The 18,852-nt window shown below is 67.4% G+C and carries 17 protein-coding genes; all 17 read left to right on the top strand.

From position 1 onward, the window contains the following. Position 1 precedes the first annotated feature (1 nt). The 17 genes from DCM80_RS25670 to DCM80_RS25590 are packed head-to-tail and all read left to right on the top strand — an operon-like array spanning position 2 to position 18,675. On the top strand, positions 2–1,090 hold the full coding sequence (locus DCM80_RS25670; protein WP_257194280.1) for a branched-chain amino acid ABC transporter permease: 1,089 nt from the start codon (positions 2–4) through the stop codon (positions 1,088–1,090). Further along, positions 1,083–1,865, top strand: coding sequence for an ABC transporter ATP-binding protein (locus tag DCM80_RS25665; RefSeq protein WP_257194279.1), 783 nt, complete (start codon positions 1,083–1,085; stop codon positions 1,863–1,865). The genes DCM80_RS25670 and DCM80_RS25665 overlap by 8 nt, the downstream gene beginning before the upstream one ends. Beyond that, positions 1,858–4,074 carry an ABC transporter permease gene (locus DCM80_RS25660; RefSeq protein ID WP_257194278.1) on the top strand — a complete coding sequence of 739 codons (2,217 nt, stop codon included), beginning with the start codon at positions 1,858–1,860 and terminating at the stop codon, positions 4,072–4,074. The genes DCM80_RS25665 and DCM80_RS25660 overlap by 8 nt, the downstream gene beginning before the upstream one ends. Before the next feature lie 3 nt (positions 4,075–4,077). After that, complete coding sequence (locus tag DCM80_RS25655) at positions 4,078–4,911, top strand: phosphoenolpyruvate hydrolase family protein (RefSeq protein ID WP_028136902.1); 834 nt, start codon at positions 4,078–4,080, stop codon at positions 4,909–4,911. A 26-nt stretch (positions 4,912–4,937) separates the two neighbouring features. Continuing rightward, positions 4,938–7,844, top strand: a complete 2,907-nt coding sequence (locus tag DCM80_RS25650; RefSeq protein ID WP_257194277.1) for a flotillin family protein — start codon at positions 4,938–4,940, stop codon at positions 7,842–7,844. 9 nt (positions 7,845–7,853) lie between these two features. Next, the gene (locus DCM80_RS25645; RefSeq protein WP_257194276.1) at positions 7,854–8,291 is read left to right on the top strand and encodes an SRPBCC family protein; all 438 of its coding nucleotides are present in this window, start codon (positions 7,854–7,856) and stop codon (positions 8,289–8,291) included. Between the two features lie 2 nt (positions 8,292–8,293). Next, positions 8,294–8,737, top strand: coding sequence for an SRPBCC family protein (locus DCM80_RS25640; RefSeq protein WP_257180444.1), 444 nt, complete (start codon positions 8,294–8,296; stop codon positions 8,735–8,737). A gap of 2 nt (positions 8,738–8,739) precedes the next feature. After that, the gene (locus tag DCM80_RS25635) at positions 8,740–9,558 is read left to right on the top strand and encodes a xanthine dehydrogenase family protein subunit M (protein WP_257194275.1); all 819 of its coding nucleotides are present in this window, start codon (positions 8,740–8,742) and stop codon (positions 9,556–9,558) included. A 6-nt stretch (positions 9,559–9,564) separates the two neighbouring features. Then, complete coding sequence (locus tag DCM80_RS25630) at positions 9,565–10,041, top strand: (2Fe-2S)-binding protein (RefSeq protein WP_028136907.1); 477 nt, start codon at positions 9,565–9,567, stop codon at positions 10,039–10,041. Positions 10,042–10,053: 12 nt separating this feature from the next. Next, a complete protein-coding gene (locus tag DCM80_RS25625) occupies positions 10,054–11,646 on the top strand; it encodes a xanthine dehydrogenase family protein molybdopterin-binding subunit (protein WP_257194274.1) in 1,593 nt (530 codons plus the stop codon). Between the two features lies 1 nt (position 11,647). Then, complete coding sequence (locus DCM80_RS25620; protein WP_028136909.1) at positions 11,648–12,670, top strand: xanthine dehydrogenase family protein molybdopterin-binding subunit; 1,023 nt, start codon at positions 11,648–11,650, stop codon at positions 12,668–12,670. Positions 12,671–12,680: 10 nt separating this feature from the next. Next, on the top strand, positions 12,681–13,562 hold the full coding sequence (locus tag DCM80_RS25615) for a MoxR family ATPase (protein ID WP_257194273.1): 882 nt from the start codon (positions 12,681–12,683) through the stop codon (positions 13,560–13,562). After that, complete coding sequence (locus DCM80_RS25610; protein WP_257194271.1) at positions 13,559–14,680, top strand: VWA domain-containing protein; 1,122 nt, start codon at positions 13,559–13,561, stop codon at positions 14,678–14,680. The genes DCM80_RS25615 and DCM80_RS25610 overlap by 4 nt, the downstream gene beginning before the upstream one ends. After that, positions 14,677–15,561, top strand: a complete 885-nt coding sequence (locus tag DCM80_RS25605) for an amidohydrolase (RefSeq protein WP_257194270.1) — start codon at positions 14,677–14,679, stop codon at positions 15,559–15,561. The genes DCM80_RS25610 and DCM80_RS25605 overlap by 4 nt, the downstream gene beginning before the upstream one ends. Before the next feature lie 25 nt (positions 15,562–15,586). Then, positions 15,587–16,435 carry an N-acyl homoserine lactonase family protein gene (locus DCM80_RS25600; RefSeq protein ID WP_257180452.1) on the top strand — a complete coding sequence of 283 codons (849 nt, stop codon included), beginning with the start codon at positions 15,587–15,589 and terminating at the stop codon, positions 16,433–16,435. A 20-nt stretch (positions 16,436–16,455) separates the two neighbouring features. Then, positions 16,456–18,045 carry an isochorismatase family protein gene (locus DCM80_RS25595; RefSeq protein ID WP_257194269.1) on the top strand — a complete coding sequence of 530 codons (1,590 nt, stop codon included), beginning with the start codon at positions 16,456–16,458 and terminating at the stop codon, positions 18,043–18,045. Between the two features lie 3 nt (positions 18,046–18,048). Further along, positions 18,049–18,675 (top strand): FMN-dependent NADH-azoreductase, encoded by a 627-nt coding sequence (locus DCM80_RS25590; RefSeq protein ID WP_257194268.1) that lies wholly within the window; start codon positions 18,049–18,051, stop codon positions 18,673–18,675. Positions 18,676–18,852 lie beyond the last annotated feature (177 nt).

Raw genomic sequence — 18,852 nt, 5'->3', positions numbered from 1 at the left:
GATGTCCGTCACGCATGACGCCCGCGTTCAGGTTCACAGGCCCGCGTCGACGGTGGGACGGCCGGCTGCGCGCGCCTGGCCCGACATCAACAATCCCGCGGCCTGGATCGTGGCGGCCATCCTGCTGATCATGCCGCTGATCGCCAACGGCTTCTTCCTGATCGAGATCTTTGCCACCACCTTGATCCTCGGCACCGTCGCGCTCAGCCTGATGTTCCTGGCCGGATATGGCGGCATGGTCAGCCTGATGCAGCTCACCATCGCGGGCTTCTGCGCCTACATGGTCGCGGTGTTCGGCGTCAGCGGCAATGCCAATATCAGCCTCGGCTGGCCGTGGTGGCTGGCGGTGCCGATGGCGCTGACGCTGGCAGTCGTCTTCGGCACGCTCGGCGGCGCGCTGGCGGTGCGCACCGAGGGCATCTACACCATCATGATCACGCTGGCGATCGGCGCCGCGTTCTACTACTTCACCAACCAGAACTGGGCGATCTTCAACGGCCACACCGGCATCAACAACGTTTCGACGCCGCGTTTCTGGGGTGTCGACTGGCGGGCGGACATTCCGTTCTACTATGTCGTACTGGCGACAGCCGGGCTCTGCTATTTCGCGGTCGACTACATCTCCCGCGCGCCATTCGGTCTCGCCCTCCAGGGCGTGCGCGACAATCCGCGCCGCATGTCCGCGCTGGGCTTCAACGTCAATGCCCACCGCGTCGCGGCCTATGCGGTGGCGTCCTTCATCGCTGGCCTTGCCGGTGTGCTCCAGGTCTGGAACTACCGCCAGATCTCGCCCGGCTCGGTCAGCGTCGGCGCCTGCATCGACATCCTCATCATCGCCGTCGTCGGCGGCATCACCCGCCCGGTCGGTCCTTATATCGGCGCGCTGGTCTTCGTGCTCCTGCGCACCTTCGCGCTCGACTTCCTGGTCAAGATCGGGCTCGACGGCAACCGCTTCCGCCTGCTGATCGGCCTCGGCTTTCTCGCCATCGTGTTCTGGTCGTCGGACGGCGTCATCGGTCTCTGGCAGCGCTGGCGCCAGAGCCGGCTTCGCGAGACGAGCCGCCAGGGCGGAGGGCGCGGCCATGGATAGCGTCGCCCAGCGCCTTTCCGCCGTCGGCGCCGGCGCAGCACTGGAACTGCGCGGCGTGACGCGGCTGTTCGGCGCGCTGGCGGCCTTGACCGACGTCACCATCACCGTGCGTCCCGGCGAACGCCGCGCGGTGCTCGGCTCCAACGGCGCCGGCAAGACCACGCTGTTCAACTGCATCACCGGCGACTTCCCGCCGACATCGGGCACGATCCGCTTCTTCGGCGAAGACGTCACGCATTTCCCACCCTATGAACGCATCCGCCGGGGGCTGCGGCGCACCTATCAGATCTCCGCGCTGTTTCCCGGCCTCACCGTGCAGGACAACGTCTACCTCGCCTGCCGCGGCGTCTCGCGCGGACGGTTCTCGTTCCTGCGTCCCGGCCACAACGACGCGCTGATGCACGCCGCCGACAGCCTGGTGCAGGCAGTGCATCTGACCGGGGTCAAGGACCAGCGCGTCGCCGAGCTCGCGCACGGGCAGCAGCGCCAGCTCGAAATCGCGCTGGCGCTCGCCGGCGCCCCGCGCTTCGTGCTGTTCGACGAACCGGCCGCAGGGCTCTCGCCGACCGAGCGCGCCGAGCTGATCGAGATCCTGACCTCGCTGCCGACCCATATCGGCTACATCATCATCGAGCACGACATGGACGTGGCGCTGCGCGTCGTCGAGAGCGTGACGATGATGCACAACGGCCGCATCTTCAAGGAAGGCCCGCCGGAAGAGATTCAGTCCGATCCCGAAGTGCAGGAGCTATATCTCGGAGGCGGCCATGAATGAGGCCCGCCGCAATTCTGCTGCGCTCGAGGTCCGCGGGCTCGACGTCTATTACGGCCATTCGCACGCGCTCCAGGGCGTCGACCTTTCGCTGGAGAGCGGCGTGTTCTCCGTCGTCGGCCGCAACGGCATGGGCAAGACCACGCTGTGCAAAGCCATCATGGGGCTGGTGCCGGTCAGCGGTGGCTCGATCCGGGTCCGCGGCGAGGACATCACACGGCGGCCGCCCGCTCACATCGCGCGCCTCGGCGTCGGCTATGTGCCGCAAGGCCGCCGCCTCTGGCGCTCGCTCAGCGTGGACGAGCATCTCCAACTTGCCGGCGGGATGCGGTCGGGCGCCTGGACCGTCGAGCGCATCTACGACACGTTTCCGCGCCTCGCCGAGCGCAAGGACCATGGCGGCAGCCAGCTCTCCGGCGGCGAGCAGCAGATGCTGGCGATCGCGCGCGCGCTGCTGACCAACCCGCAACTCCTCGTCATGGACGAACCGACCGAAGGCCTCGCGCCCGTCATCGTCGCCCAGGTCGAGGAGATGCTGCTGCGATTGGGTGAGGACGGCGACATGTCCGTGCTCGTGATCGAGCAGAACATCGGCGTGGCGACCGCGATCTCGCGCAACGTCGCGATCATGGTCAACGGCCGCATCAACCGCATCATCGACTCGGCGCGGCTCGCAGCCGACCGCGAGTTGCAGCAGCGCCTGCTCGGCGTCGGCTTGCATGCCGAGCTTACGCCGGATCTCGACGTGCCGGCGGCAGGCCCGGAGGCGAAGCCGGCGCCGCAGGCCGCCCGACCGAGCGGCCCGATCCGGATCTACATCTCCAACCCGACGCCGCCGACACGCTGGTCCCAACCCGCGCCGATCGCCCGGATCGAAGCGGCGGCACGCACGCTCTCGACGCAGGTATCGCGCCTCGACGAGACGGCGCGGCGCAAGCGCGAGTCGGCGACGTCGCAGTCGTCGGGGCCGCCGGTCGTGCTGGTCGTCGGCACGCTCGACACCAAGGGAACTGAGCTCCGCTTCATCCGCGACATCGTCGCCGAGACCGGCCTGCGCACGCGGCTGGTCGACGTCTCCACCAGCGGCAGGCACGCCAGCTGCGATGTCTCCGCGCAGGAGATCGCGCTGAACCATGGCCGCGGCGGCGCCGCCGTGTTCGGCGCCGACCGCGGCGCGGCCGTGACGGCGATGGCGGACGCGTTCGCCAACTGGCTGCGGCGCCAGGGCAATGTCGCCGGTGTGATCTCGGCCGGCGGCTCGGGCGCGGCCTCGCTGGTTGCCCCGGGCATGCGCACCCTGCCGGTCGGCGTGCCCAAGCTGATCATCTCATCCGTCGCCTCCGGCGATATCGGGCCCTATGTCGGCCCCGCCGACATCACCATGATGCACTCGGTCACCGACATTCAGGGACTGAACTCGATCTCGCGCGCCGTGCTGTCGAACGGCGCCAACGCGATCGCGGGCATGGTCAAGGCGCGCCTCGATCAGCGCGAGGCCGGGCAGCGCGCCGCCAACACAGCACTGCCTACGGTCGGCATCACCATGTTCGGCGTGACGACACCGGCGGTCCAGAAGATCGCGGCGGATCTGGGCGCGGACTTCGAATGTCTCGTTTTCCACGCCACCGGCGTCGGCGGCCGCTCGATGGAGAAGCTGGTCGAATCCGGCCAGCTCGCCGGCGTCATCGATATTACGACGACCGAGATCTGCGACTTGCTGATGGGCGGCGTGTTTCCCGCCACCGAGGATCGCTTCGGCGCGATCATCCGCACCCGCCTGCCCTATGTCGGCTCGGTCGGCGCGCTCGACATGGTCAATTTCGGCGCGCCCGACACAATTCCCGAACGCTACCGCGGCCGCAAGTTCCACGTCCACAATCCGCAGGTGACGCTGATGCGGACGACTGTCGAAGAGAATGAGCGGATGGGCCGCTGGATCGCCGAACGGCTCAACCAGATGGATGGCCCGGTGCGCTTCTTCCTGCCCGAGGGCGGCGTCTCCGCACTCGATGCGCGCGGCCAGCCATTCTGGGACCCGGACGCTGATGCCGCCCTGTTCCGCGCGCTGGAGCGCGACGTGCGGCAGACCGGCAACCGCCAGCTCATCCGCATTCCCAACAACATCAACGATCCCGATTTCGCCGCCGCCATCGTCAGTGCATTCCGAACCCTGTTCGGCCGCACCGGGGCGCGGCGGAGGCTAGCGAGGTGACCGATGGCCCGGTTTGAGCGCGCTGCACTCCTGAAACGATTCCGCGAGATGGCGAAGCGCGGCGAGCCGATCGTCGGCGGCGGGGCCGGCACCGGCCTGTCCGCCAAGTGCGAGGAGGCCGGCGGCGTCGATCTCATCGTGATCTACAATTCCGGCCGCTATCGCATGGCCGGTCGCGGCTCGCTGGCGGGGCTGATGGCTTACGGCGACGCCAACGCCATAGTGCTGGAGATGGCCGGCGAAGTGCTGCCCGTGGTCAGCAAGACGCCAGTGCTCGCCGGCGTCAACGGCACCGATCCGTTCCGCGACATGGACGTCTTTCTCGACCAGTTGAAGACGCTCGGCTTTGCCGGCGTGCAGAATTTTCCGACGGTGGGTCTGATCGACGGCGTGTTCCGCGCCAACCTCGAGGAAACCGGCATGTCCTACGCGCTGGAGATCGACATGATCGCCAAAGCGCGGGAGAAGGACCTCCTGACGACGCCGTACGTCTTCAGCGAGAAGGAAGCCGCCGCGATGGCGATCGCCGGCGCCGACATCATCGTCTGCCATCTCGGGCTCACGACCGGCGGCACGATCGGCGCGCAGACCGCAGCAAAGCTGAAGGACTGCCCGGCGCGCATCGACGTCTGGGCCTCCGCCGCGCTCAGCGTCAATCCCGATATCCTGGTGCTCGCTCACGGCGGCCCGATCGCGGATCCCGCCGATGCCGATTTCATCATGAAGAACACCCGCTACTGCCACGGCTTCTACGGCGCCTCATCGATGGAGCGGCTGCCGGTCGAGCGGGCTCTGACGGAGCAGGTGCGCAAATTCAAGGCGATCGGCGCGCAGTAACGCCGGAACGATCGAGGGAGAGAAACATGTCAGGGATCCTGGTCGGCGAGCTCATCCTCTGGCTGATCGTCGCAGTCGTCGTCATCGTGGTCGGTGTCTACATCGTCAACTGGCTCTACCACCGCTCTTCCAAAGAGGTGTCGTTCGTCCGGACCGGCTTCCTCGGCGAGCGCGTGGTGATCAACGGCGGCGCCTTCGTGCTGCCCTTCATCCACGACTACACCTCCGTCAACATGAACGTGCTGCCGATGGGCATCGTGCGTTCCAAGCAGGATGCGGTGATTACCCGCGATCGGATGCGGGTCGACATCGAGGCCGACTTCTACGTCCGCGTCCAGGCGACCCGTGAAGCCGTCTCGATCGCGGCCGCGACGCTCGGCCGCCGCACCATGGAGCCGGAACAGCTGCACGCGCTGCTGGCCGGCAAGTTCATTTCCGCGATCCGCTCCGTCGCTTCGGAAATGACCCTGGAGGAAATGCATGAGCGGCGCGGCGACTATGTCGAGCGGGTCAAGACCAATGCGGCACAAGCCCTCGCCCAGAACGGTCTCGAGCTGGAATCGGTCGCCATCACCGATCTCGACCAGACCGACCTCGAATTCTTCAACCCCTCGAACCGGTTCGACGCCGAAGGCTTGACCCGCCTGATGGAGGACATCGAGGCCCGGCGCAAGCTGCGCAACGACATCGAGCAGGACTCCATGATCAAGATCCGCACCCGCAACCTGGAGGCCGAGCGTCAGGCGCTCGACATCGAGCGCGAGAGCGAGACCGCGCGGCTCGAGCAGGAACGCGACATCGAGATGCGCCGCGCGCTCCAGCGCACGGAAGTCGCCCGCGAGCGCGCGCTGCGCGAGACCGAGGCCGAGCAGGCCCATATCTCGGCGCGCGAGGCGATCGAACGCGCGCGGATCGCCAATGAGCAGGCGATCGCGGAGGCCCGCATCGCCTCCGAGCGCGAGACCCGCCAAAAGGAGATCGAGCGCACCCGCACCATCGAGGAGAAGGAGCTGCTGGCGCGCGAGGAGATCGAGAAGACCCGGATCGCCAACCAGCGCTCGATCGATACGACGCGAATTGCGTCGGAGCGCGAGGTCCGCCAGCGCGAGATCGAGCGGATGCGCACCGTGGAGGAAGCCGAGATCGCCGCGCGCGAAGCGATCGAGAAGGCCCGCATCCAGCAGGACCGCGTCGTCACCGACGCCCGCATCGCCAACGAGGAGGAGACCAGGCGCCGCGAGATCGAGCGCACCCGCGCCGTGGATGAAGCCGAGATCGCCGCCCGCGAGGCCACCGAAAAGGCACGCATCGCCCAGACCCTGATCGTCAACGTCGAGCGCATCTCCTCCGACGAGCGCACCCGCGCGCTGGAGATCCACCAGGTGCGCACCATCCAGGAGGCCGAGATCGAGGCGCAGCGCGCCGTCGAAGCCGCGCGCATCGCGCGCGAACGGACGCTTGCCGCCGAGCGCATCGCCGCCGAGCAGAATACCCGGCAGCTGGAGATCGAGCGCAACCAGGCCCTCGACGTCGCCGGCATCGCCGCGCGGGAGACCACCGAGGCCTCGCGCATCGCCCAGGAGGAGCGCGTGCGCTCGCTGGAGATCGCTCGCAACCGGGCCGTCGAGGAAGCCGACATCGCCTCCCGCGAGGCGATCGAGGCGGCGCGCATCGCCCAGGAGAAGGCGGTCGCGGCCGAACGCATCCAGGCCGAGCGCGACACGCGCTCGCTGGAGATCGAGCGCACCGGCGTGCTGGAGGCCGCCGAGCTGAAGCGGCGCGACGCCATCGAGCGCCAACGTATAACGGTCGATCTGGCGCTCGAAGCCGAGCGCATCAACTCGTCCAAGAAGCGCGAGGTGCTCAACATCGAGCAGAAGAAGGCGATCGAGATTGCTGACGAAGACCGCGTCATCGCGCTCTCCGCGAAAAAGTCGGAACGGATCGATGCCGACCGCCAGGTCCGGCAGGCCGAGATCGTTGCCCGCAAGGAGGTCGAGACCACGGACGTCTCGCGCGAGCAGGCGCTCGAAGCCGCGCGCCTCGAGCGCCGCCGCGCCATCGAGCAGCTCGAGGTCGCCCGCGTCCAGTCGCTGCAGGAGGCCGAGATCGCCTCCCGCGAAGAGGTCGAGCGCGCCCGCATCGCCTCCGACCGCGGCCTCGACGAGGCCCGCGTCGGCCGCGAGCGCGAGCTGCGCAAGCTCGAGGTCAACCGGGAGAAGGAGGTCGAGACGGTCCTGATGGAGAAGGCGATCGCCATCCACCAGAAGTCGCTGGAGGAATCCGCAGCCAAGGCCATGGCCGAGGAGGCACGGATGCGGGCGACGGAGGCGAGCGAGCGCGTCATTACCGCCCGCGAGAGCGAAATTGCAAAGCGCCGCAAGACCGTCGAAGTGCTGCTCGCCGAGAAACAGGCTGAGGAGACCCGCATCGCCGCGGAGGCCGAGCGCGTGCGCGCGGCCGTCGAAGCCGAGGCGCAGCGGATGCTCAACGAGGCCGAGAACGTGCTCACCGATCAGGCTCGCTACTCCCTGTTCCGCAGAAAGCTGCTCGACCGGATCGAGGGCATCGTGCGCGAAAGCGTCAAGCCGATGGAGAAGATCGAGGGCATCCGCATCCTCCAAGTCGACGGCCTCAACGGCAACGGCCATGGAAACGGCAATGGCGGCCGCAGCGCCACCGACGAGGTGATCGATTCCGCCCTGCGCTACCGCGTCCAGGCGCCGCTGATCGACTCCCTCCTGGCCGACATCGGCGTCGAAGGCGGCAGCCTCGCAAAAATGCCGGGCCTGATTCGCGAAGCCCGCGACATGCAGGGCATCAAGGAGTCCGCGCGCAAGGGCGGTGGTGGCGGCGACAAGCCGGCCGCCTCCCCGCCTGCGGCCGAAGGCAGCGAACCGCCGACCGAGCGCGGACCGCGGAAGAAGAGCTGAGATCGCACCATGGCCCGCGTCTATGTCTCCACCGTCATCAACGCCCGCAACGACCGCGTTTGGGCGCGGGTGCGCGATTTCAACGGCCTGCCGAACTGGCACCCGGCCATCGCCGAAAGCCGCATCGAAGGCGGGGAGCCCTCGGACAAGATCGGTTGCGTCAGAGATTTCCGCCTGCGCAACGGCGACCGCATCCGCGAGAAGCTCCTGGGCCTCTCCGACTACGACATGTTCTGTACCTATTCGATCCTGGAATCTCCGATGGGCGTCGAGAACTACGTCGCGACGCTGCGGCTGACCCCGGTCACCGACGGCGACCAGACCTTCGCGGAATGGACCGCCGAGTTCGACTGCGCGCCGGAGCGCGAGACCGAGCTCGTCGGCAACATCGGCGGCGGCGTGTTCCAGGGTGGGTTCGACGCGCTGAAGCGCGTGTTCGGAGGCTGACCGTGCCGCATATCGTCAAGAGCACGATCCTGGACGCGCCGACCGATGCGGCGTGGGCCATGCTGCGCGATTTCAACGGGCATGATCGCTGGCATCCGGCGGTCGCGACCTCCTCCATCGAGCGCGCGCAATCCTCCGACAAGATCGGCTGCGTCAGGCGGTTCAGGCTCAAGGACGGCTCCGAGCTGCGCGAACAATTGCTGGCGCTGTCCGATCTCGAACAGAGCTTCAGCTATTGCCTGCTCGATACCCCGATCCCGATGTTCAACTACGTCGCCCATGTCCGCCTGCTGCCGGTCACCGACGGCGACCGCACCTTCTGGCACTGGGAGTCGCGCTTCACCACCAGGCCCGAGGACAAGGACCGCATCACCCATATGGTCGCCGAAGACATCTATCAGGCCGGATTCGATGCGATCCGCCGACACCTGAGGGAGGCCGCATAATCATGGCCGTGACGATCAAGACCTTTACAAGCGCCAGCGAGGCGGCCGGCGCGCTGTCGTCGGATCGCAGCGCGCGCTATCTCGGTGGCGGCACGCTGGTGATGCGCGCGTTGAACGAGGGCGACGTGTCGATCTCGACCGTCGTCCGCGCGCAGGATCAGGCCCTCACCCGGATCGACGCATCAGGTCCGCGCATCACCCTGGGTGCCGGCGTCACCTTCGCCCGCATCCTCGCCGAACGCGACCTCGCCTTCCTGCATGCTCCCGCCCGCTCGATCGGCGGGCCGGCCGTGCGCAACATGGGTACCGTCGGCGGCAACCTCTTTGCGCCGAACCCTTACGGCGATTTCACCGTCGCGCTGCTGGCGCTCGATGCCACCGTGGCCGTGCAAGGCGGTTTTGGCGCGCGCGACATTCCGATCGAGGAGTTCCTGCAGGCGCGCGACCGCCAGGCCGGCACGCTCGTGCTGTCGGTGTCCTGCACCCGTCCGGCCGGCACCGAAGCGTTCCGCTATCGCAAGATCGCGCGGATCAAACCCAAGGGCGGCTCGGTCATCACGCTGGCCGCGCATCTGCCGATCAGCGGCGGCCGGATCGCGGGCGCTCGCATCGCACTGGGATCGATGGCGCCGACCCAGATCCGCGCCCGTGCCGCCGAGCGGGCGCTGGAGGGCCGCTCGCTGGATGCCCCTACGATCGCAGCGGCTGCATCCGCAGCGACCGAAGCAACGTCGCCATCCGACAACGCGCTCGGCAGCGCCTGGTATCGCCGCGAGATCGTCGGCGTCCACCTGCGCCGCCTGCTGTCAGGCCAGGAATAGATCACCATGGCAAAGATCCCGCTGCAATTTCGTCACAACGGCCGCGACGTCGCGATCTTCGTCGATGGCGGCACCAATCTGCTGGTCGCGCTGCGCGAGCTGATCGGCGACATGACGCCGAAATTCGGCTGCGGCCAGGGCGGCTGCGGGGCGTGCAGCGTGCTGGTCGACGGCGAGCTGCACCTGTCCTGCCTGACGCTCGCCGAGACGGTCGCCGGCCGATCGATCGAAACGCTCGACGGCATGAAGCAGGGCCCGAACCTGCATCCGCTCCAGCGTGCGTTTGCCGACAATTTCGCCGCCCAGTGCGGTTATTGCACGCCCGGCATGCTGATGGCCGCAAAAGCCCTGCTCGACCGCAATCCCTCGCCGAGCCGCGACGAGGTCATCGAGGCCATCTCCGGCAACATCTGTCGTTGCACCGGCTATGAGCCGATCATCAATGCCATTCTCGCCGCCGCAGGCGGCCGGGTCAGCGCCTAAGGACGCCGCGCCATGCTGGAACTGCGCAAGGACATCTTCGCCGACGAGCGCGACGACAACCTCAAGGAAATCGGCAAGGGCACCCAGCGCCAGGACATGCTCGGGCACGTCACAGGCACCTCCAGCTATTTTGACGACCATAAGCTGCAAGGCATGCTGCACCTGAAGGTCCTGCGCTCGACACAGGCCCATGCGCGGCTGCGCCGCATCGATACCACGGACGCGGAACGCTCGCCCGGCGTCCGCCGGATCATTCGTGGCGCCGACGTTCCAGTCAACCTCAACACGCTTCTCAGCCTGATCAACTTCGGCAAGGACGACGAGCCCTCGCTCGCGGTCGACAAGGTCCGCTACAAGGGCGAGCCGATCCTCGCCATCATCGCCGACAGCGAACGGGAGGCGTTCGAGGCCATCGCCAAGGTCAAGGTCGACTACGAGCCGCTGCCGGCCGTGTTCGACGTCGAGGACGCGCTGAAGCCCGGCGCGCCCGTGGTCAACGAGACCTATCCGAAGAACGCGTTCATCTATCACGACGCTTACGACCACCAGCGCCTGCGCTTCGGCGACGCCGACGCGGCGCTCGCGACCGCCGACCACGTGCTCGAACAGCGCTACCAGATGTCGCCGATCGAGCACGCGCCGACCGAGACCAACGGCGCCATCGCCGCGCCTGATACCAACGGCCGCTTCGTCGTCTACACCTCGACCCAGGCGCTGTTCTTCTCGGTCGACACCTGCGCCAAGATCCTGGACGTGCCCTCCAACACCTTCCACTTCATCGGCGGCACGGTCGGCGGCGGCTTTGGCGGCAAGGTGGACACCCTGACCGAGCCGCTCGCCATTCTCGGCGCAATGCTGACCGGGCGACCGGTGCGCTACGTGTTCGGGCGCGAGGAGGAGATGCAGTACGGCCCGCCACGCGGCGCCGAGCGGATCTACATCAAGGACGGCGTCATGCGCGACGGCCGCATCGTCGCGCGCAAGATCCGGGCCTATTTCGACAGCGGCGCCTATACCAGGCTGTCCAGCTACGCCGCCGTAAAATGCGCCGCGCATCTGCCGGGCCCCTACACCATCCCCAACGTCTATGGCGACGTCTATTGCGTCTTCACCAACCGCACGCCGGCGACCGCCATGCGCGGCTTCGGCGTCACTGCGATGGATTTTGCCATCGAGTGCCAGATGGACAAGCTCGCAAATCTCGTCGGCATGGACCCGATGGAGTTTCGCATTCTCAACGCCTATCGCGACGGCGACATGAAGGCACACCGGCGTGAGGCGAAGAACACGGCTCTCATCGAATGCGTCCAGGTCGCCGCCGAAAAGGCCAAATGGCCGATCCGCGACGAGTTCAAGCGCGCCTCCTCGCGCAAGGACGGCGGCGGCAGCCGCGCCGCGATCCCGCCGACACCGACCGATTCTTCGCGCGCGAGGCCGACACCGGTGCAGCAGCGCACCAGCTATGACCGCGCGCCGGTGACCGCGACACGGGAGCCGCCGCGCGATCCACCGCCGCCGGCGCCGCCGCCTTCCCCGCCGCGCCCGGCCGCGCCGTCGCACGGCGCGACGCGGTTCTCATCCGTGTTCGGGACCAGGAGACGCTGACATGACCCGGCATCGCGGACGCGGCATGGCGTCGATCAACTATCCCATCGGCATGAACCTCGGCGGCGATCCGAGCCAGGCCCTGGTCCACTCCAATCCCAGCGGCAAGTTCACGGTCGCGTTGTCGTCGATCGATCTCGGTCAGGGCATGAAGTCGGTGACGCGGCAGATCTGCGCGGAAACGCTCGGCGTTCCCGTCGAGGACGTCTACGTCGACACCGCCGATTCCGACACCGGCCCGCACTGCATGGGCTCGTTCGCCTCGCGCGGCACCCATCGCGTCGGCAATGCGGTGATGGCCGCCGCCCGCGAGGCGCGCGGGGTGATGATGGAAGCCGCCGCCGAGGAACTGGAGGTCAACGCCGCCGATCTCGACACCGACGGGCGCGGCAACATCCACGTCAAGGGCGCGCCGCACCGCTCGATCTCGACCAAGGACGTCGCGATTGCCGCGCAGTTCAAGCAGGGCAAGACCATCTCCGGCCGCGGCATCTTCCTGGTCCCGCTCTCCGATGTCGATCCGGAGACCGGCGAGATGTCACCGGCGACCTGTTACGCCCATGCCTGTCTGGTCGCGGAAGTCGAGGTCGATGACGAGACCGGCGAAGTCGCGATGGTGCGGATGGATTCCGCCTATGAGCTCGGCCGCGCGCTCAACCCGCGCCTGGTCGAGCAGCAGCTGGTCGGCGGCGCCTGGATGGGCGTCAGCCACGCGCTCTACGAGACCCCGGAGCCCTATTATCCCGATCCCGTCCATGGGCCCCGCGACTTCGTCGAATATCTGATGCCCGGCCCCGGCGACATCTGCCCGCACGATATCGCGGTGCTGGAGCGGCCGGCGCCCGATGGTCCCTTCGGAGCCAAGGGACCCGGTGAGATGTGCGCCAATCCGGTGCTCCCGGCCGTTGCGAATGCGATCTTCAACGCCGTCGGCGTCCGCATCGACGACCTGCCGATCACGCCCGAAAAGGTGCTGCGCGCGATCAAGGCCCAGGGCGGCGCGCGTCCGCAGGCTCGGCGTTAGAGGATCGGCCGTGGCGGTCCGTAGCAACATCGTCGGCATCGACAGCCCGGAGGCGCTGGAGAAGGCGCTGCGTGCGGCCTATTACCTCGCCGACGAGGGGCTGGCGACAGCTGCCTATCTCGGCCTCGCACTCGGCAAGCCGCTGCTGCTGGAGGGCGCGCCGGGCGTCGGCAAGACCGAAGCCGCAAAAGCGATCGCCGCCGTGCTCGGCCGCCGCCTCATCCGCCTGCAATGCTACGAGGGCATCGACGCGTCCGCCGCGCTCTATGAGTGGAATTATCCGCGCCAGATGCTGGCGATCCGCCAGGCCGGGGACGAGAGCATCGATATCTATGGCGAGGCCTTCCTGATCGAGCGTCCCATGCTGGCGGCGCTGCGCGCACCCGATTCGACCGTGCTCCTGATCGACGAAATCGACCGCGCCGATCAGGAGTTCGAGGCGTTCCTGCTCGAGTTCCTCTCGGACTTCCAAATCTCGATTCCCGAGCGCGGCACCGTGCGCGCCGCCGAGCGGCCTGTCGTCGTGCTGACCTCGAACCGGACGCGCGATCTGCACGAAGCCCTGCGCCGCCGCTGCGTCTATCATTGGATCGACTATCCGACCGCGGAGCGCGAGGCACGGATCATCATGATGCGCGCCTCCAGCGTCGCCGAGGCCACGGCCCGCGCCGTCGTCGCCGCCGTGGAAAGATTGCGGCGCGAGCCCCTGAGCAAGGCGCCCGGCATCGCCGAGGCCGTCGATTGGGCCGAAGCAGCGACGCTCCTCAACAAGGGCGGCGCGCGCTGGCCCGAGGCCTTCAAGCGGTCGATCGGCGTCGCATTGAAGGACGAGGAGGATGTGCACTTCATCTCGCCCCGGCTCGACGCCATGCTCGCGGAGGCGACCGCATGAACCCAGAGCTGCAGCTCCCGCGCGCCGCCCGCGTCTTCGTCTCGTTCGTTGCGCTACTGCGCGCCAACAGCTTTGCGGTCGCGCCCGAGCAGACCACCGCGTTCCTCACCGCGATCGAGCTGCTCGGCCCGCGCGACCTCGAGGATATCAGGCAGGCGGCGCTCGCCACCCTTGCCCCGCCGCCCGAGCGCCGCGCCACTTTCGACCGGCTGTTCGATCTGCACTTCCGCGGCAGCGAGGCGATCGAGCGCGCCGACGACGGCGAAGACGACGAGACCGTCCGGCTTCAGGAAGAAGGCCGCGGCGACGAGGAACCATTGCTGTCCGATGACGCCAACGAATCCGGCCTGACTGCCGCACGGACCGAGGCGCTGGTCGAACGCCGCTTCGCGCAACTCTCCACGACCGACGCGCTGCGCCGCCTGACACGCGAGGCGCCACGACGCCTGCCGCGGCGGCGCGGTCACCGTCGCATGCGGACCCGCCGCGGTCCGTTCGCCGATCTCCGCCGCACCTTGCGTGACAGCGTTCGCAGCGACGGCGAGATCCTGCGGCTCGGCCACATGAAGCGGCGTCAGCGCCCGCGCAAGATGCTGCTGCTGATCGACGTCTCCGGCTCGATGAAGAGCCGCACCGAGGAAAACATGAAGCTCGCGCATGCGCTGGTGCAGGCCGCGCCCAATGTCGAGGTGTTCACCTTCGGCACGCGGCTCACCCGCATCACTCGCCCGCTGCGGCTGAAGCGCCGCGAGCAGGCACTGAACGCGGCCGCGCATCTGGTCAGCGATTGGGACGGCGGCACCCGCATCGGCGACGCGCTCCAGGCCTTTCTCGCCGTGCCCCGCTTCGGCGGCTATGCCCGCGGCGCCGCTGTCGTGATCATCTCGGACGGGCTGGAGCGCGGCGAACCCGATGCGCTGCGCGATGCGGTCGCAAAGCTGTCACGGCGGGCCTGGCGGGTGAGCTGGCTGACGCCGCTGGCGACAGGCCCCGCCTTCCGCCCCCAAACCGAGGCGCTCATGGCCATCGAGCGCTTCGTCGACGACCTCGTCGACGGCGGCTCGAGCGCGTCGATCGTCGCGCACATTCTGGCGCTGGGACGAAGGAGAGCGGCGTGACCGATAAGATCGACGGGCATCACCACATCTGGCGGCAGGCCGACCTGCCCTGGCTGGTCGGCCCGATGCAGCCTCGCATCTTCGGACCCTACGAGCCGATCCGGCGCGATTATCCGATCCAGGAATATCTCGACGACCTCAAAGGCACCGGCGTCACCCGCTCGGTCTACGTCCAGACCAACTGGGCCAACGACCGTTTCGAGGACGAAGCCGCCTGGGTCCAGCAAACCGCCGACGCGCATGGCTGGCCCCATGCCATCGTCGCCTACGCCAATTTCGCCGTGGACGACGTGCGACCTCAGCTCGACCGCCTGAAGCGCTATCCCCTGGTGCGCGGCGTGCGCATGCAGCTGCACTGGCACGAGAACCCGCTCTACCGCTTTGCAGCCCACGCCGATCTCTGTGCCGATCCGATGATCCAGCGCAACATTGCGCACCTTGCCGACTATGGCTGGAGCTTCGATCTGCAGGTATTCACGCCGCAAATGCCGCAGGCCGCCGCGCTCGCGCAAGCCTGCCCTGCCGTGACCTTCATCCTACAGCATGCCGGCATGCTCGAAGACCTCTCGCCCGCCGGCCGCGCGGCCTGGCGCGCCGGCATTGCGCGGCTGGCAGCCTGTCCGAACGTGGTCGCGAAGCTGTCGGGCCTCGGCACCTTCATCCATCGCAACGACCCCGCGCATGTTGCGGCCGTCGTCACCGACACGGTCGCGATCTTCGGCGCCGAACGCTGCCTGTTCGGCTCCAATTTTCCGATCGAGAAATTGTGGACCAGCTATCGCGAGCTCGTCGATGCATTTTGCGCAGCCGCTGCGCCGCTGAGCACCGAGCAGAAGGACGCAATCTTCAAGACGACGGCAATGCGCGTCTACCGGCTTTGACAGCAAGGGACAGGGAGAGCAACGAATGGCGCTGGAGATCAAGATCCTGGATTATGGCGATATCGAACTGGAATCGAGCTTTCTGGTTCTCGGCCGCGACTGCGGCCGCACCCGCCGCGTCCTCACCCTCGGCTTCCTGATCCTCGGCGGGAAATACCCGGTCGTGGTCGACACTGGCTATCGCTCCAACCAGATCATGGAGACGCTCGGCATGCGCGGCCTCCAGTACCACGAGAACATGATCGAGAACCAGCTGGCGCGCCACGGCGTGCGTATGGGCGACGTCCGCTTCGTCTGCCACACCCATCTGCACATCGACCATGCCGGCAAGGACGATCTGTTTCCGATGAACACGACGGTGGTCCTCAACCGCAAGGAGCTGGAATATTCCGTCTCCGGCCTGATGCATCCGCAATACCCGGCGCCCGACATCAAGCACCTGATCGACCGGCTGCACACCAAGAGCGCGCTGCGTTTCCTCGACCTCGAGATCACCGGCCCGATCGAGCTGATGCCCGGCGTCTATTGCGACGCTGCCAACGCGCACACCGAGGGATCGATGAACGTCATCGTCGAGACCGCCGATGGCATCGCGACCATCTGCGGCGATGTGATCTACGACTTCAACGACCAGATCGTCACGCCCTTCAACGAGATCCACGACTGGGAGCCGCGCACCACTGGCAACCACGGCACCAGCAAGCGCGCGGAAAAGGCCTCGATCAAGAAGCTGCTCAGCAATTCGCGCTACTTGCTGCCCGTGCACGACCGTCCGGCCAAGATCGAAGGCGGCAACGTGGTCGGGCGCCTGCACGATCAGGTCCCTGGACCGGTCGTGCAATCGCTGCCGGCGCGCAACTGGTTTCCGGCGTGACGTGACCTGAGGATCGAGCGATGACCCACGTCACCTTGCGAAGCGAGTTCGAGACCCTGATCGATCCCTACGCGCCGGTCGCGCAGGTCGGCACCGGCTTCGACTTCACGGAGGGGCCGGTCTGGCATCCGATCGATCACTATCTGCTGTTCTCGGACATGCCTGCCGACGTGCGGCGGCGCTGGGACCCGCGCCGCGGCGTCGCCGAGGTCAAGCGCCCGTCGAACAAATGCAACGGCATGACCTATGATGCCGAGCTGAACCTGATCGTCTGCGAGCACGCGACCTCGCAGCTGATCCGCGAGCGGCCGGACGGCCGGCGCGAGGTGCTCGCCTCGCACTTCCAGGGTCAGGAGCTGAACAGCCCGAACGACGTCTGCGTGCACTCCTCGGGCGCGATCTATTTCTCGGACCCCTGGTACGGCCGCATGCCGGTCTATGGCGTCGAACGACCGCGGCAACTCGGCTTCCAGGGCGTCTATCGCGTGGTGCCCGGCGGCGAGCCGAAGCTCGTGGTGGACCGTACCCTGTTCGACCAGCCGAACGGATTGTGCTTCTCGCCGGACGAGAAGCTGCTCTATGTCAACGACACCGTCCAGGCGCTGATCCGCGTGTTCGAGGTCGCTGGCGACGGCTCGCTGTCCAATGCGCGCGTGTTCGCCAGCGGCATCCGCTCGGAGCTCGAGCCCGGACTGCCCGACGGCATGAAGTGCGACCAGCACGGCAATGTCTGGGTCACCGCGCCGGGCGGCGTCTGGGTCTATTCACCGCGCGGCGAATTGCTCGGCAAGCTCCGCCTTCCCGAGCTCGTCGCCAACCTTGCCTGGGGCGGTCCGGATTTCCGCACGCTGTATCTGACCTCGACACACTCGGTCTACGCTATCCCGACCAAGGTCGGCCCGCGCCATGAGCCCTATATGAACGCCAGACCTGGCAGCGGCCGACCTGGCAGCAGCCCCGCGGCTGCCGGGTCCGCACCCGCCGCCCCCATCCTTGCCGACGGCGAGATGCATCTCGATCCGCAGCGCTGTGCCATGATCATCCAGGACCTCCAGAATGACGTCATCATGGCCGGCGGCGCGTTCGCAGACTCCGGAGCGCCGGAGCATGCGCGGCAGCAGCACGTCGTCGAGAACGTTCGCCGTCTTGCCGAGGCCGCGCGGGCCCGCGGAATCGTTATCATCCATGTCTGGTTCGTCGTCGAGCCCGGCGCGCCCGGGGTGACGCTGAACGCCCCTTTGTTCGAAGGCCTGGTCGACAGCAAGGCGATGGTGCGCGGCAGCTGGGGCGCGGCGCCGGTTTCGGGTCTCGAGCCACGGCCCGGCGATTTCGTCGTCGAGAAGATGCGGATGAGCGCCTGGGAGGGCACGCGGCTGGAGACGATCCTGAAGGCGACCGGCCGCGACATGATCATCAACACCGGCGCCTGGACCAACATGTCGGTCGAGCACACCGCCCGCACCGGCGCCGACAAGGGCTACTTCATGATCGTCCCGGAGGATTGCTGCTCGACCATGAATGCCGACTGGCATAACGCCTCGATCAACTTCGCCATGCAGAACGTCGCGATCGTCACCCGTGCGGACGTCGTCATCCGGGCGTTGGGATGAAACGTGGCGCAGCTCCTGCATCTGTCCTGCTCGCCCCGCCCCGACTCCGAGTCGAGCGCCGGCGCGCGCGTCTTCCTTGACGGGTTTCGCCAATCGCGGCCGGACTGGGACATCGACGTGATGGACCTCTGGCGCGAGCGGCTGCCGGAATTCATCGGTCCCATCGTCGAGGCCAAGTATGCGCGCATGAAGGCGCAGCCGTTCGACGACGCACAGCGCCACAGCTTTTCCGAGGCGGAGCGGATCGCGTTGCGCTTCTCGCTGGCCGATCGCGTGCTGATCTCGACGCCGATGTGGAATTTCGGCATCCCCTACAAGCTGAAGCAATGGTTCGACATCGTCATCCAGCCCGGCCTGACGTTCCGGTTCGACCCAGCGCAGGGCTATCTTCCGCTGCTCAAGGACCGGCCAACCATCGTCATCCTCGCTTCGGGCAGCGATTTTGCCACCGGCATGAATCGCGGCCGCATCGACATGGCAACGCCCTATTTGCGCGAAGCGCTTCGCTTCATCGGCGTCAGCGACGTGCGCTTCGTGCCGATCGGACCGACGACGGGGCCGGCGGAGCCAATCCGCGTCGCGCGCGAGGCGGCATATCGGCAACTGGGGACGATCGCTGCGCGGTTTTGATCAGCTCTTGCGCATCCGGCGATCGTAGCGGAACGCGCTGAGGAGAAGCTGCCGGCCTTCATTTCTAGGGTACTTATCATGCCCAAAAGTGCCCTTCCGCGAGCAGCCACGCACACCCTCGGCCATCTTCCAAGGCCAGCGCCCGACGCAACGCCGCATTGACCGACTATGCCAGAA

The sequence above is a fragment of the Bradyrhizobium sp. WBOS08 genome, assembly GCF_024585125.1.
Taxonomy (GTDB): domain Bacteria; phylum Pseudomonadota; class Alphaproteobacteria; order Rhizobiales; family Xanthobacteraceae; genus Bradyrhizobium; species Bradyrhizobium japonicum_B.
This window is presented reverse-complemented; position numbering and strand designations above follow the sequence as displayed.

What these genes read in the sequence shown, in the direction of transcription:
- DCM80_RS25670 (WP_257194280.1), top strand. Translation starts at nt 2, where the DNA reads ATGTCCGTCACGCATGACGCCCGCGTTCAGGTTCACAGGCCCGCGTCG.
- DCM80_RS25665 (WP_257194279.1), top strand. Translation starts at nt 1,083, where the DNA reads ATGGATAGCGTCGCCCAGCGCCTTTCCGCCGTCGGCGCCGGCGCAGCA.
- DCM80_RS25660 (WP_257194278.1), top strand. Translation starts at nt 1,858, where the DNA reads ATGAATGAGGCCCGCCGCAATTCTGCTGCGCTCGAGGTCCGCGGGCTC.
- DCM80_RS25655 (WP_028136902.1), top strand. Translation starts at nt 4,078, where the DNA reads ATGGCCCGGTTTGAGCGCGCTGCACTCCTGAAACGATTCCGCGAGATG.
- DCM80_RS25650 (WP_257194277.1), top strand. Translation starts at nt 4,938, where the DNA reads ATGTCAGGGATCCTGGTCGGCGAGCTCATCCTCTGGCTGATCGTCGCA.
- DCM80_RS25645 (WP_257194276.1), top strand. Translation starts at nt 7,854, where the DNA reads ATGGCCCGCGTCTATGTCTCCACCGTCATCAACGCCCGCAACGACCGC.
- DCM80_RS25635 (WP_257194275.1), top strand. Translation starts at nt 8,740, where the DNA reads ATGGCCGTGACGATCAAGACCTTTACAAGCGCCAGCGAGGCGGCCGGC.
- DCM80_RS25630 (WP_028136907.1), top strand. Translation starts at nt 9,565, where the DNA reads ATGGCAAAGATCCCGCTGCAATTTCGTCACAACGGCCGCGACGTCGCG.
- DCM80_RS25625 (WP_257194274.1), top strand. Translation starts at nt 10,054, where the DNA reads ATGCTGGAACTGCGCAAGGACATCTTCGCCGACGAGCGCGACGACAAC.
- DCM80_RS25620 (WP_028136909.1), top strand. Translation starts at nt 11,648, where the DNA reads ATGACCCGGCATCGCGGACGCGGCATGGCGTCGATCAACTATCCCATC.
- DCM80_RS25610 (WP_257194271.1), top strand. Translation starts at nt 13,559, where the DNA reads ATGAACCCAGAGCTGCAGCTCCCGCGCGCCGCCCGCGTCTTCGTCTCG.
- DCM80_RS25600 (WP_257180452.1), top strand. Translation starts at nt 15,587, where the DNA reads ATGGCGCTGGAGATCAAGATCCTGGATTATGGCGATATCGAACTGGAA.
- DCM80_RS25595 (WP_257194269.1), top strand. Translation starts at nt 16,456, where the DNA reads ATGACCCACGTCACCTTGCGAAGCGAGTTCGAGACCCTGATCGATCCC.